Source organism: Kitasatospora sp. NPDC101155, assembly GCF_044768305.1.
Lineage (GTDB): Bacteria > Actinomycetota > Actinomycetes > Streptomycetales > Streptomycetaceae > Kitasatospora.
This window is the reverse complement of sequence record NZ_JBIWPN010000006.1, coordinates 165,319-178,881: the sequence shown is the minus strand read 5'-3', so window position 1 is coordinate 178,881 and position 13,563 is coordinate 165,319. Positions and strand designations below refer to the sequence as shown.

The window sequence follows — 13,563 nt, the reverse complement described above, 5'->3', positions numbered from 1 at the left end:
TAGCACGGACACGAGGTGGAACCGAAAACGGTTACCGCGGCTCAGCAGGGACTACGGGGTCGGGCTCGGCGACCCCGAGCCCGTCGGCGTCGCCGCCGGGGTCGGCGCCGGGCCGCCGCCGCGGGCCGCCTCGGCCGCCTTCAGGGCGTCGCCGAGCGCCTTCTGGGCGTTGCCGTACGCCGCCCAGTCGCCGTTCTTGAACGCGGTCTGGCCGTCGCTGTACGCCTTCTCCGCGTCCGCGAGCGCCTTCTGCAGCTCCGGCGAGATCGTCCCGCCGGCGCCCGGGATGGCCGGCCCGGTGGGCGAGGGCGTCGCCGGCGAGGTCGGCGTCCCGCCGACGCCCGTGGTGGACGGCGCGGTCGGGGTGGTCGCCGGGGCCGCCCCCGCGAACACCTTCTTCAGCGCGTCCTCCAGGGTGTTCTCGAACGCCACGTTGTCGTCCCCGTACACCGCCAGGACCTTCTGCAGCGTCGGGTACTTGGCGCCGCGTCCGCGCACGTACACCGGCTCGACGTTCAGCAGCCCGTTGCCGACCGGCAGGGTCAGCAGGTTGCCGTACTCCAGCTCCGAGTCGCCGCCGCTCTTCAGCAGCGTGATCTGCGAGGCCACCTCCTGACGGGAGTTGAACTTCGACTGCACCAGGCCCGGGCCGGGCGCGCCGCTGTCCCCCGTCATCTTCAGGATCCGGATCTTCCCGTAGTCGTCGCCCGGATCCGCGTCCACCGCCATGAACGCCGCCAGGTTCGGCCGCTGGTTGGGAACGAAGGTGCTGGTCAGCGAGAAGCTCGCGGCCTTGGTGTCCGGCATCCGCACCGTCACGTAGTACGGCGGCTGGACCTGCTTGGTGTCACTGGTCGGGTCCACCGGGACCTGCCAGATGTCGCTGCCGTTGAAGAAGGAGTTGGCGTCCGTCACGTGGTACTGGCCCAGCAGGTCGCGCTGCACCTTGAACATGTCCTGCGGGTAGCGCAGGTGCGGCAGCAGCGACTGCGGGATGTCCGCCTTCGGCTCGACCGTGCCCGGGAAGGCCTTCATCCAGGTCTTCAGCACCGGGTCCTTCTCGTCCCACTGGTAGAGCTTCACCTCGCCGGTGTAGGCGTCCACCGTGGCCTTGACCGAGTTGCGGATGTAGTTGACCTGGTTGGCGACGGCCAGCAGCTCACCACGCTGGTTGGTCAGCGAGTCCTTGGTCGCCGTGCCCAGCGTCGTCTTCGACGAGAACGGGTAGCCGTCCGAGGTGGTGTAGCCGTCCAGCACCCAGACCACGCGGCCGTCCTGCACCACCGGGTACGGGTCGGCGTCGATCGACAGCCACGGCGCGACCTTCTCCACCCGCTCCTTCGGCGTCCGGTTGTAGATCACCTTGGCGCCGTCGGTGATCGCCCCCGCGTACAGGATCTGCGGCTCGGTGAAGCGCACCGCGTACGCGGCCCGGGTGATCGGGTTGTCCAGCGAGACCCCGCTGTCCCCGGAGTAGGTGTACTCGGCGTTCTGGCCGGTCTTGGAGTCGGTGTAGTCGATCTCCTTGTTCGAGCCGCCGACGATCGAGTACGTCGTCGTCTTCTCGCCGTAGTAGATCCGCTGCTGGTAGTCGCCCAGCGTGCCGGTGGCCGGCAGGCCCGACTCGGTGAACACCGGCTGGCCCCGGTCGTCGACCTGGTTGCCCTTGGCGACCACCGCGCCGTAGCCGTGGGTGTACTTGAAGTGGTCGTTGATCCAGTTGCGCTGCACCCCGTTGAGGTCCAGCTCGCGCAGGCCGATCACGGTGTCCTGCTTGCCCGTGCCCGTGCCGTAGCGGTCCACGTCCAGCGTGCTCGGGAAGGCGTAGTAGTTGCGCTGCTGCTCCAGCGACTGGAACGTCGGCGAAACGATGTTCGGGTCCAGCAGCCGGATGTCCGCGATGGTCTGCGCGTCCGGCTTCAACGCGTCCGCGTTGGTCGAGCCCTGCGGGCTGTACTGGGTGGTCTGCGCGTCCGCGATCCCGTACGCCTGACGCGTGGCGTCGATGTTCTTCTGGATGTACGGCGTCTCCTTGGCCTGCTCGTTCGGCTTGACCTGGAACTGCTGCACGATCGCCGGGTACAGCCCGCCGATCAGCACCGCCGACAGCACCATCAGTCCCAGCCCGATCAGGGCCGGCGCCCAGGTGCGGCGGATCGGCGTCAGGAAGAACAGCACCGCGCAGATGATCGCGACGAAGAACAGGATCGTCTTGGCCGGCAGGAACGCGTTGGCGTCCACGAAGCGCAGGCCCGTCCAGCCCGAGACGCCCTTGTACGAACCGGTCTTCACCGCCAGCGCGTACCGGTCCAGCCAGTACGCCACCGCCTTCAGCAGCACGAACACGCCCAGCAGCACCGCCAGGTGCCCCTGCGCGCCCGCGCTCGCCCGCCGCCCCGGGCCCTGCAGCCGCAGCCCCCCGTACAGGTAGTGCACCAGCGCCGAGGTCAGCAGCGAGACGATCACCGCGCTGAACGCGAAGCCCAGCACGAACTCGTAGAACGGCAGGTCGAAGGCGTAGAACGAGACGTCCATGCCGAACTGGGCGTCCTTCTCCCCGAAGGACGTCGCGTTCGTCCACATCAGCCAGGTCCGCCACTGGCCCGACGCCGCCGCACCCGCCACCAGACCGATCACCAGCGAGACGCCGATCAGCGCCCAGCGTTTGAACGGCGCCAGCCCCGCCCGGTAGCGGTCCAGGCTCTGCTGCTCGACCGACATCGCCGACAGCGGCGGGCGCAGCCGGTGCGCCAGCCAGACGTTGAAGCCGACGATCACCGCCATCAGCAGGCCGAACACCGCGAACAGCCCGATCTTCGTCCACAGCTCGGTGGTGAACACCGAGGAGTAGCGGACCGACCTGAACCACAGCCAGTCCGTCCAGAACCCGGCGAACATGACGAACAGCAGGAACAGCACCGCGAGCACGCCCAGGGTCAGCAGGGCCACCCGCGCCCGCCGGGAGGGCGGGCCTACCCTGCGCCGGAAACCCGGCCCTGAGCGTTCCGGCATCTGGAATACCACGGTGGCACCTCAGCTGTGTCGTCTGGAATCGGTCGGTCGTCAGAGCAACTTAACCAGGCTTCGACCGAGTTCCCACCGTTAGCAGACGGTTACTACGCCGCTCCCCCACACCCCGCCACCTCACCCCCGCGCCCGCCGGGCGGGCGCCACCCGCCCGGCGTGTGAGGATTGAGTCATGTCCGACGCGTCTGCATTCACGAACTCCCCCGGCTCTGCCGACGATGTATCCAAGCTCCCCGCCGCCAACCCGCTCACCCGGGCCGCGCTGGAGATCGACGAGTACGCCGCCACCCTCGGCTGGGACCTCCCGGCCCGGCTGTTCGCCCTGGTGGACAGCGCCGCCCTGCGCAAGGCCGACCCGAGGATCGCCGAGCAGCTCGGCCTCGCCGAGGGCGACGAGCCCGGCCTCACCCCGGTCGAGCAGGACGAGCTCCCGGCCGGCATGGAACTCGACAAGTTCCTCGGCACCATCGCCTGGCCCGACGCGGTGGCCGGCTGCGCCCTGGTCGTCGAGCGGCTGATGCTGCCGCCGGGCGCCGAGCAGTCCCGCCCGCGGGGCGCCAGCGACGCCCAGCTCGCCGAGTGGGTGGCCAACCACCCCAAGCGCGAGGAGGTGCGGATCACCGCCGCGGTGCTGCGCGACGGCAAGAAGGAGATCGCCCTGCGGCTGCGTTCCAAGGACGTCGCCCGCGAGGTGCTGACCGGCCCGGACCTGGTGCCCGGCCTGACCGACGCGCTGCTGGCGACCTTCTCGTAACCGTCCCCGGGTCCGGGGCTACTTGGCGCAGGACGGCAGCGCGGCGGTCTGCCCGGAGCGGATCTGCTCCAGCGATTTCAGCGCGCCGTCCAGCGTGTCCGTCTTGATCAGGGTCAGCCCGGACGGGACGTTCTTGGTGGCCTCGGCGCAGTTCGAGGACGGGGTGAGGAAGTACTCGGCCCCGGCGTCCCGGGCGGCGATCAGCTTCATCGATATCCCGCCGATCGGACCGACCTTGCCGTCGTCGTCGATGGTGCCGGTGCCGGCGACGAACTTGCCGCCGGTGAGGTCGCCGCTGGGGGTGAGCTTGTCGATGATGCCGAGCGAGAACATCAGCCCAGCGCTGGGGCCGCCGACGTCCTGCAGGCCGATGTCGATCTGGAACGGGTAGGTGTGCCGGATCCCGGTGCCGATCCCGACCACCGCGAGGTCGGCGCGCTCGGCCGGGGCCTTCGGGTCGAGGTCCTTGGCCCGCACGGTCGGGACGGTGACGTCGGTCCTGGCCCCCGGGGTGGCGGTGCCGTTGCCGGAGGCGTCCTTGGCCCGCGGGACCACGGTGAAGACCACCGACTCGCCCGGCTTGTGCTTGGTGACGGCGGCGACCACCTGGTCGACCGAGGTGACCGGGGTGCCGTCCACGGCGACGATCTGGTCGCCCGCGTGCAGCCGGCCCTCGGCCGGGGCGCCCGCGGTGACCGACTTGACGATCAGCTCGTTGCCGACCGGGATGCCCAGCTGGTTGAGCGCGGCGGTGCGGGCGCTGTCCTCGGAGGAGGCGAACTCCTCGGCGTTCTGCTTCTTGGCGTCGGCGTCCGACTGCCCCTTGGGGTAGACGTTGTCGTGCGGCACCACCAGCACGTCGTCGCGCAGCCAGCCGACCACGGCGTTGACCAGGCTGGGCTCGTACTTGGCCCCGGTGACCTGGACGGTGGTCATGTTGAGGTGCCCGCTCGTCTTGTACGAGTCGTGCCCGGTGATGGTGATCACCGGCTTGCCGCCCTGGTCGCCGAGCGTGTTGTACGTCGGGCCCGGGCTCATCTCCGTGTACGGCACCTTCATCAGCACCGAGACGCAGAGCAGCGCTATGAGCAGCAGGGTGGCAGCGAGCATCGTCGCGGAGCGGCGTGGCATGCCTCGACAGTACGGGACGCGGGTGACGCGACGCCCGGCGGGCTACCGGCCGGCGTGCTCGCCGGGGCCGACGGTGTCGGCGGTGGTGCGTTCCATCGCAGCCATGAAGCGCCGGTGCTCGGCGAGTGAGGCAGGGTCCCCCGTGGCCTTCGGGGCCCGCTGGGCCCAGCCGGCCCAGACGGCGGCGGCAAGGACGGCGATTACCGGAATGATCAACCAGGCGAGCGCACCCATATCAGTACTCCCAGCTCGTCGTGTCTATGAGCAGATTAACCACTCCGGCGGACAACGCGGCTGGCGCCGTCCGGGTAACGGGACGGCCGATCGGCTCACTTCCAGGGACTATTCGGCGCAGCCGCCCAGACCCGTTCGGGTGAGGAGACGGCGCGCCTGACCCCGGGGACGCGCTCCGTGTGCATCCGGTTCCGCCGCACACCCGACGAGGGTCAGCAGCCGCCGGCGCCGACCCACTCCTCCTCGCCGTCGGCGAAGACCTGGTGCTTCCAGATCGGCACCTCGTGCTTGAGGTCGTCGATCAGCCGGCGGGCGGCCGCGAAGGCCTCGCCGCGGTGGGCGCAGGAGACCGCGACGATCACGGCCTTGTCGGTGATCTCCAGCCGGCCCACCCGGTGGACCGCGGCGAGCGCCTTGACCGGGAAGTCGGCGACGACCTTCTCGGCGATCCGGCGCATCTCCTGCTCGGCGGTGGGGTGGCAGCTGTACTCCAGCGCGGCGACCGACTTGCCGCCGTCGTGGTCACGGACCGTCCCGACGAAGACGGTGGTGCCGCCGGCCGCGTCGTCGCCGACCGCCTCGTACACCTCGTCCAGCGAGAGCGGGGTGTCGCGGACGGCGAGCAGTCGGATGGGGTCGTGGTTCTCGGACATGACCCCATGATTCCCCATCCCGGCCGGATCCGGGCAAGGGGTTTCCACATCACGATGTGGAAATTTCGCATCGTGAGAAGTGTCGCCGCTCGACGGGCTCGACGGGCGCCCCGGGCCGATCCGGGGGCCGACCCCGGGCCGGTCAGAACCGGCGGCGCTTGCGCGCCCTGCGCACCAGCGCCGCCGTACCCACCAGCGCCACCGTCGCCCCGGCCGCCCCCAGGCTGGTCGCCGCCTCCTTGCCGCCCAGCCGGCGCCCGGCCACCGCGTGCTTGCCGGACACCTGGGCCAGCAGCTCCGCCAGCACCTGCTCGTTGGTGAACTCCGGACGCCACCCCGCCTCGTGCAGCCGGCTGCCCGACACCACCCACGGGTACATCGTGTACGCCAGGTCCCCCGCCGGGGCCGGGGTCAGGCCCAGCCGGTGCAACCGCGCCGCCGTACCCAGCGCCAGCGACGCCGGCAGCTCCATCCGCCGGATCCCCGACAGCCGCTCCACGTCCTCCTGCTCCAGCCAGCCGTCGCAGCCGACCGTCACCTCGCCCTCAACCAGGCCCAGCGCCGCGTACTCCAGCGCCGCCGACAGGTCGTCCACGTGGCAGAACTGCCAGCACGGGCGCGAGCCGGCCACCACCAGCAGCCGCGGCGCCTCGAAGTGCCGGGTCAGCACCGTGTCCACACCGGGGCCCACCACCACGGCCGGGCGCAGCACCGTCACCTGCAGCCCCGGGTGGGCGCGCGGCGCCCGCCGGGCCAGGCGCTCGATCTCCAGCAGGTCCCCGACCAGCGAGGCCTCCTCGGTCGCCCGCAGCTCCGAGTCCTCGGCCAGCGGCACCTCGTTGTCGGCCAGCGCCCCGTAGACCATCGCGGACGTGCACAGCACCACCCGGTGCACCCCGGCCGCCGCGGCCGCGGTCAGCACCGTCTGGGCGCCCCGCACGTTGTAGGCGCTGCGCGCCCGGGGGTCGGACTCCATCCCGAAGTCCATCGCCAGGTGCACCACCACGTCCACCCCGGCCAGCCGCTCGGCCACCGCCGGGTCCCGCACGTCCAGCACCCGCCACTGCACACCCGGCACGTCACCGCGCCGGTCGTCCACCGCCAGCACCCTGCGCACGTGCGGGGAGGCCACCAGCCGGGCGGCGACCCGCTCGCCCAGCACCCCGGCGGCACCGGTGACGGCCACGGTCAGCGGCCGCCCGCCGTAGGCTGGAGGCGGCGACGCCGTGGTGTCCGACGCGTCCTCTCCTCCGGTCAGCCCAGAGCGAACGTCCGAGGGCGGGGAACTCACCGGCCATCCTCCACGGTTAGCTTATGTGCGTACGGACGTGTGTCACGTACGTCCATCCTGCCCGAGGCGAAGGCCCGGCGGTGCACCCGGCGCGGGCCTGCCGCGTGGGAGCCGCCCACGAGTCCGCTCCACCGCAACCCCGGGCGGGCAGTACTTCCCGCCACACCCGCATGACGGCCGACCGGATCGAGGACCCCGTGAGCGACCTTCCCTTCGGATTCGGCGTTCCGCCCGAGGAGCCCGAGGACGGCAAGGCCAAGCCCGACGACGCGCAGAAGAAGAAGGACCAGGGCCCGGCCGGCTCCGGCGACAGCGGCCCGCAGCCCTTCGGCTTCGGGGTCGGCAACCCCTTCGGCGCGATCTTCGGCATGCCCGGCGCCCCTGGCGGCCCCGGCGGCGCCGGTGCCGACAACCCCTTCGCCGCGATGTTCGGCGGCCTCAACCCCGGTGATCTCGGCGCCGCCTTCCAGCAGCTCGGCCAGATGCTCTCCTTCGAGGGCGGCCCGGTGAACTGGGACCTCGCCACCAACATCGCCCGGCAGACCGTCGTCGCCGAACCCGCCGAGGGCAAGAGCAAGGACCGCTCCGTCAGCGCCACCGAACGCGCCGCCGTCGCCGAGGCCGTCCGCCTCGCCGACCTGTGGCTCGACGGCGTCACCGAGCTCCCCTCCGGCGCCGGCACCGCCGTCGCCTGGAGCCGCGCCGAGTGGATCGAGGCCACCCTCCCGGTCTGGAAGGACCTCGTCGACCCGGTCGCCGAGCGCGTCGGCAACGCCATGGGCGGCGTCCTGCCCGAGGAGATGCAGGCCATGGCCGGCCCGCTGATGGGCATGATGCGCTCCATGGGCGGCGCCATGTTCGGCACCCAGATCGGCCAAGCGCTCGGCGCCCTGGCCGCCGAGGTCGTCGGCTCCACCGACGTCGGCCTGCCGCTCGCCCCGGCCGGCAAGGCCGCCCTGCTGCCGCAGAACGTCGCCGAGTTCGGCGAGGGCCTGAGCGTGCCCGCCGAGGAGGTCCGGCTCTACCTCGCCCTGCGCGAGGCCGCCCACCAGCGGCTCTTCGCCCACGTGCCGTGGCTGCGGGCCCACCTGCTGGGCGCCGTCGAGGCCTACGCGCGCGGCATCAAGGTCGACACCTCCCGCATGGAGGAACTCGTCGGCCAGCTCGACCCGAGCAACCCCGAGGCGCTCCAGGAAGCCCTGGCCGGCGGCCTGCTCCAGCCCGAGGACACCCCCGAGCAGAAGGCCGCGCTCGCCCGCCTGGAGACCGCGCTCGCCCTGGTCGAGGGCTGGGTCGACGCCGTCGTGCACGCCGCCGCCGAACCCCACCTGCCGCAGGCGGGCGCCCTGCGCGAGACCGTCCGCCGCCGCCGCGCGGCCGGCGGGCCCGCCGAGCAGACCTTCGCCACCCTGGTCGGTCTGGAGCTGCGCCCGCGCCGTCTGCGCGACGCCGCCCGGCTGTGGGCGCTGCTCGCCGACGCCCGCGGCGTCGAGGGCCGCGACGCCCTGTGGGAGCACCCCGACATGCTGCCCACCGCCGCCGACCTCGACGACCCGGACGCCTTCGTGCACCGCGGCGGCAGCGACGACCTGGAGGGCGGGATCGACTTCGACGCCCTCGACAAGCTGCTGGGCGAGGCCGCGGCCGGCAAGCCCGACCTGACCAAGAGCGACCAGCCGAGGGCCGAGGAGCCGAAGCCCGACCAGGACGGCACCGATGGAAAGGGCGAGCCCACCGCATGACGGCCACCGACACGGGCGCGTCCGCCCTGCACGCGGACGCCGTCCGCACCCTGACCGACTGGCGGCCCGCCGACGAGGACCAGGAACAGCTGCGGCGCGACTACCTCGCGCACCTGGCCGAGCAGCCCGGCGGCCTCTACCGCTCCTGCCTGCCCGCCCACATCACCGCGAGCGCGGCGGTCGTCGACCCGGCCGCCGGGCGGGTGCTGCTCACCCTGCACCCCAAGGTCGGCATGTGGCTGCAGATGGGCGGACACTGCGAGCCCGGCGACGCCGACCTCGCCTCGGCCGCGCTGCGCGAGGCCGTCGAGGAGTCCGGCATCCCCGACCTGACCCTGCTGCGGGACAACGGCACCCCCGTACCGGCCAAGCTGGACCGGCACCTGGTCCGCTGCACCGGCAAGGACCGGCCGGAGAACACCCACCTGGACGTCCAGTACATAGCACTGGCCCCGGCCGGGGCACAGGCGCTGATCAGCGAGGAGTCGCTGGACCTGCGCTGGTTCGACTACGACCGGCTGCCGGAGCTCACCGACCACTCGGTGCGTGACCTGGTCGCCCGGGCGCGGCAGCTGACCGGCTGAGGTGCGACGCGGAAAGGGGGCGCGGGCCATATCGGCCCGCGCCCCCTTTCGTCGGCCCTTTTCGTCGGCCCTTCTCGTCGGCCCGTTCCCTCGGCCCTTCCCGGTGGCGTTCCTCCCGGACTCAGCCGCAGGAGGCCGCCGGATCCTCCCCCGGGGTGCCGTGCCGGGCACCCGGGATGTGCGGCAGACGGGCGGCGGAGACCACGCCCTCCAGATAGCCGCGGGCCCGCTCCGTACGCGGGTAGGCCTCCAACAGCGCCCAGAACGCCGGCCCGTGGTCCGGCACCAGCAGATGCGCGAGCTCGTGCAGCAGCACGTAGTCCAGCACGTACTCCGGCATGCCCTGCAGCCGGTGGGACAGCCGGATCGTCCCCTCACTGGGCGTGCAGGAGCCCCAGCGCGAATTCTGGTTGGTCACCCAGCGGACCTGCGCGGGTTGGGCGCGACCGTCCAGGTAGGCCGCCGCCAGCTCCCGGGCCCGGGCCATCAGGGCGTCGTCCCCGAGGATCCGCCGACGCTCCTGGGCGGCGAGCTTCTCCAGCATCTGCGCGACCCAGCGCTGCTCCTCGGCATGCGACATCCGGGCCGGGATCAGCACCACGGTGCGGTCGCCCTCGCGGTAGGCGGAGACGGTACGGCTACGGCGGGCGCTGCGCCGCACCTCGACCCGGCTGCGGTCGTGCGCTTCGGGCGGCACCGCCCCGGTGGGCGGGTGCTGCGGCCTCGCCTGCGGCTTCTCGTGCTGCTGCTCGTGCTGCTTCTCGTCCGGGCGCCCACGTGTACTCGGCGCCGCCGCCTGAGACCCGGACGCTGCACGGGCACGCCGACGCGACACCGGTGGATGGGAGTCCCGCTCGGCCGCCATGGCACACGACGTTACCCGGTACCACTGACAGAAGTCCGCTGCCATGGCCGAAATCTTTCGTGGAGCGATCGGGAACGAAAGGCCGACGGAGGGTGTCCGGAAATCGACATTCGGGCGGATGAGCAGTTATCCACAGGGCCTGCGAACAGATGGTGTGATCATGCGCCCGGACCTGTGGATAACTTTCAGCACGCGGTCGGCGCGATGGGGCATGCTGCGGTCAGCCGTCCGGAAACGATCGGAAGGGAGATCGTCGTGCGCCTCGCCCTGAAGCCCGCTCTGTCCCGCAGCTGGCGGGACTCCGAGACCCTGCAGTTCGGCACCGTCACCCGACATGCGGGGGTGCTCGAAAACGCCGACAAGACCCTCTGCGACTTCCTCGGGCTGGTCGACGGAACGCGCGACCGACCCGAGCTCCTGGAGGCCGGCGAGCGAATCGGCCTCGGCCGCGAGCCCGCCGACACCCTGCTGACCGAACTGGAGGAGATCGGGCTGCTGGACGACGCGGAGGCGACCGACCGGGTGCTGTCCCGCTTCCCCCAGCCCCACCGGGACCTCCTCGGTCCCGACCTCGCCTCGCTGTCCCTCGTCCACTCCGGCCCCGGCGCCGCACCGGCGGTCCTGACCCACCGGGCTGAGACCCGGATCGAGGTGCGCGGCGCGGGCCGGGTCGGCGCCGCCGTGGCGGCGGTGCTCGCCGCGGCGGGCACCGGCACGGTCACGGTGTCCGACGGCGGCCGGGTCAAGCCCGGCGACTGCTCCCCGGCCGGGCTGCCACCCGCGGACATCGGGCGGCTGCGTTCGACGGCCGCAAGGGAGGCGGTGCAACGGGCCGCGGGCCGGCCACTGGTGCCCGTCCTGCGGCGGAAGTCAGAGGACCCGCCGCCCGACTTCGTGGTCCTCGCGCCCCGGGACGGCAGCGCCGCCTTCGCGGGCGGGACGTACGAGGCCAAGCTGCTGCTCCGGGCCGGGGTGCCGCATCTGTACGTGGGCGTGGTCGAGGAGTTCGGCATCATCGGGCCGCTGGTGATCCCCGGAAGGTCGGCCTGCGGGCACTGTCTGGTGCTGCGCAGGGAGGACGAGGACGCCGCATGGGCGCGGGTGCTGGCCCAACTGGCGAACAACGGCCCGGGCCGGGCCCGCACCCCGGCCTGCGACACGGCACTGGCGACGGCCGTCGCCGGACTGGCGGCCCTGCATGTGCAGGTGTTTCTGGACGGCGGCCGACCGCCGAGCGTCGACGGCTGGTGCGAGGTGTCGGCGAGCGACGGGATGCCCCGCCGCCTGCGGCTGCGAGGACACCCGGACTGCGGCTGCCTGTGGCAGCCGCTGCCGCCGGGCTGAGGAGTCGTCGAGGGAGGAGGAATGAGAAGGGTGCCGGGAGCAGGCCCGGCGGCTGCGGGGCTCAGCAGCCGCCCGACCTCGACCCGGGGCGCAGGGCGCGGGCCGGGAGAAGCGGGAGCCGCTGTTCCGGGAGCAAGTCGGCCCCGCCGACTTCCTGCGCAGCCCCCGAGAGAACGCCGATGGCCGGCGCCCCCCGAGGGCACCGGCCATCTCAGCGAGCTCCCGGCCGAACCGGCCTCAGGCGGCGATCCCGATCTCCCTCGCCGGCTCCGCGGCCTCCTCGGCCGCGCCCTCCCCCGCCTTCCGGTCCCGCATCACCAGTACGGCCACCAGCGCCGCCGCCAGCACCCCGATCGCGCTGACCGTGAAGGTCGTCGACATCGCCCCGGCGAACGCCTCCCGGGCGGTCCGCACCAGCCCGGCGTCCCCGTTCGCGGCCGCCAGCGCCCCGGCGATGGAGCGCTTGGCCTGCTCCGGCGTCCCGGCCGGCATCCGGCTCGCGAAGCCGCTCGACAGCAGCGAGCCCAGGATCGCGATGCCGAGCGCCGTACCGGCCTGCTGGATGGTGTCGTTCAGCGCCGAGCCGACACCTGCCTGCTCCGACGGGATGGTCCCCATCAGCGCGCCGACCGCCGCCGGCATCGCCAGGCCCGCGCCGAGGCCGAGCAGTCCGAGCGCCGCCGCCGGGACGGCGAAGCCGGTCTCCGCGGAGACGGTGGTCAGCAGCGCGAAGGAGGAGGCCATGACGAGCATCCCGGCGAGGATCAGCAGCCGGTTGCCGAGCTTCGCCGCGAGCTTGGCGCCGACCCCGTTGCCGAGCAGCGCGGCGAGGGCCAGCGGCAGGAACGCGAGGCCGGCCTTGACCGGCGAGTACCCGAGCACGAACTGCAGGTACTGGGTAAGCACCAGCAGCAGCCCGCCATTGCCGATCTGTACGAGGGTCAGCGACAGCGAACCACCGCTGAAGTTGCGGGCCTTGAAGAGTGCCAGCGGCACCATCGGCGCGGAGGTGACGTTCTCCCACACGACGAACCCGGCGAGGGCGAGGACCGCGACGACCAGGGTGACCAGCGACCGGCCGGCGAAGGCGCCGTGCTGCGGGATCTCGATGATCCACCAGATCAGCGCGGTCATGCCGACGGCGGAGAGCACCGCGCCGAGCGGGTCGGGCTTCTGCCACGGGCCCTTGGACTCCGGCATCAGCAGCAGCCCGGCCAGGACCGCCAGCGCGACGACCGGCACGTTGATGAAGAAGATCGAGTGCCACGAGAAGTGGTTGATCAGCACCCCGCCCAGCACCGGGCTGCCGACCAGTCCGAGCATCGACACCGAACCCCACGCGGCCATCGCCTTGTTGCGCTCCTCCTCGTCGAAGACGGTGATGAGGATCGACAGCGTCGAGGGCATGATCAGCGCGCCGCCGACACCCATTGCGATCCGGGCCGCGATGACCTCGCCGGGGCTGGTGCAGAAGGTCGCCGCGAGTGACGCCGTCCCGAAGAACAGCAGTCCGATGATCATGACCTTCCGGCGGCCGAACCGGTCACCGAGGCTGCCCGAGGTGAGCAGCAGTCCGGCGAAGACGAGGACGTAGGAGTCGAGGATCCACTGGGTGTCCTGGGCGCCGGCGCCCAGGTCGGCGGTCATCGAGGGGACCGCGACGGTCAGGGCCATGCTGTCGACCACCAGGACGAGCGAGCTCAGGCAGAGCACGATCAGGATCCACCAGCGGTGCGGGTTGCGGCCCTCGGCCGGGTTGCTCGCTGTCATCGGACACCCTCCCCTTCTTGCGCACACCGTTCCCTCGATGCGCACTGCGTTCCGTCGATGAGAACACTGTACGCACAGCGGAACGGTGTGCGCAACACCCGGCTCCTGTACGCTCAATGCGAACGGCGTGCGCACCTGTCGGCCGGCCGACAGCGCGAGCGGCACCGG

11 protein-coding genes are annotated in these 13,563 nt (G+C 72.2%); 4 read left to right on the top strand and 7 right to left on the bottom strand.

The genetic code is table 11. The annotated features are described in order from the left end of the window. Positions 1-51: 51 nt before the first annotated feature. Complete coding sequence (locus ACIRYZ_RS11625) at positions 52-3,012, bottom strand: UPF0182 family protein (protein WP_402942661.1); 2,961 nt, start codon at positions 3,010-3,012, stop codon at positions 52-54. A 187-nt stretch (positions 3,013-3,199) separates the two neighbouring features. Between ACIRYZ_RS11625 and ACIRYZ_RS11620 the strand changes: the two genes are divergently transcribed. Continuing rightward, positions 3,200-3,781, top strand: a complete 582-nt coding sequence (locus ACIRYZ_RS11620; protein WP_393024911.1) for a PPA1309 family protein — start codon at positions 3,200-3,202, stop codon at positions 3,779-3,781. Positions 3,782-3,799: 18 nt separating this feature from the next. On the opposite strand, the gene ACIRYZ_RS11615 is transcribed toward ACIRYZ_RS11620, so the two are convergent. The 4 genes from ACIRYZ_RS11615 to ACIRYZ_RS11600 all read right to left on the bottom strand — a co-directional run bounded on the left by ACIRYZ_RS11615 (position 3,800) and on the right by ACIRYZ_RS11600 (position 7,090). Next, positions 3,800-4,912 (bottom strand): PDZ domain-containing protein, encoded by a 1,113-nt coding sequence (locus ACIRYZ_RS11615; RefSeq protein ID WP_402942310.1) that lies wholly within the window; start codon positions 4,910-4,912, stop codon positions 3,800-3,802. Positions 4,913-4,954: 42 nt separating this feature from the next. Continuing rightward, positions 4,955-5,128: a hypothetical protein gene (locus tag ACIRYZ_RS11610; RefSeq protein ID WP_402942309.1), complete on the bottom strand. Its 174-nt coding sequence runs from the start codon at positions 5,126-5,128 to the stop codon at positions 4,955-4,957. Between the two features lie 230 nt (positions 5,129-5,358). Next, on the bottom strand, positions 5,359-5,799 hold the full coding sequence (locus tag ACIRYZ_RS11605) for a molybdenum cofactor biosynthesis protein MoaE (RefSeq protein ID WP_393024902.1): 441 nt from the start codon (positions 5,797-5,799) through the stop codon (positions 5,359-5,361). A gap of 142 nt (positions 5,800-5,941) precedes the next feature. After that, complete coding sequence (locus tag ACIRYZ_RS11600) at positions 5,942-7,090, bottom strand: NAD-dependent epimerase/dehydratase family protein (RefSeq protein ID WP_387630856.1); 1,149 nt, start codon at positions 7,088-7,090, stop codon at positions 5,942-5,944. A gap of 197 nt (positions 7,091-7,287) precedes the next feature. Between ACIRYZ_RS11600 and ACIRYZ_RS11595 the strand changes: the two genes are divergently transcribed. Beyond that, positions 7,288-8,832, top strand: a complete 1,545-nt coding sequence (locus tag ACIRYZ_RS11595; protein ID WP_402942306.1) for a zinc-dependent metalloprotease — start codon at positions 7,288-7,290, stop codon at positions 8,830-8,832. Continuing rightward, a complete protein-coding gene (locus ACIRYZ_RS11590) occupies positions 8,829-9,416 on the top strand; it encodes an NUDIX hydrolase (protein WP_402942305.1) in 588 nt (195 codons plus the stop codon). The genes ACIRYZ_RS11595 and ACIRYZ_RS11590 overlap by 4 nt, the downstream gene beginning before the upstream one ends. Positions 9,417-9,537: 121 nt before the next feature. Here the strand turns inward: ACIRYZ_RS11590 and ACIRYZ_RS11585 are convergent, their stop codons facing one another. Continuing rightward, positions 9,538-10,113 (bottom strand): M48 family metallopeptidase, encoded by a 576-nt coding sequence (locus ACIRYZ_RS11585; protein WP_387630849.1) that lies wholly within the window; start codon positions 10,111-10,113, stop codon positions 9,538-9,540. Positions 10,114-10,536: 423 nt separating this feature from the next. Here ACIRYZ_RS11585 and ACIRYZ_RS11580 point away from each other — a divergent pair, with 423 nt between their 5' ends. Beyond that, entirely contained in the window at positions 10,537-11,625 is a 1,089-nt protein-coding gene (locus ACIRYZ_RS11580; protein WP_402942304.1) for a TOMM precursor leader peptide-binding protein, read from the top strand. Positions 11,626-11,862: 237 nt separating this feature from the next. Here the strand turns inward: ACIRYZ_RS11580 and ACIRYZ_RS11575 are convergent, their stop codons facing one another. Further along, on the bottom strand, positions 11,863-13,395 hold the full coding sequence (locus ACIRYZ_RS11575) for an MFS transporter (RefSeq protein WP_402942302.1): 1,533 nt from the start codon (positions 13,393-13,395) through the stop codon (positions 11,863-11,865). Positions 13,396-13,563: the final 168 nt, after the last annotated feature.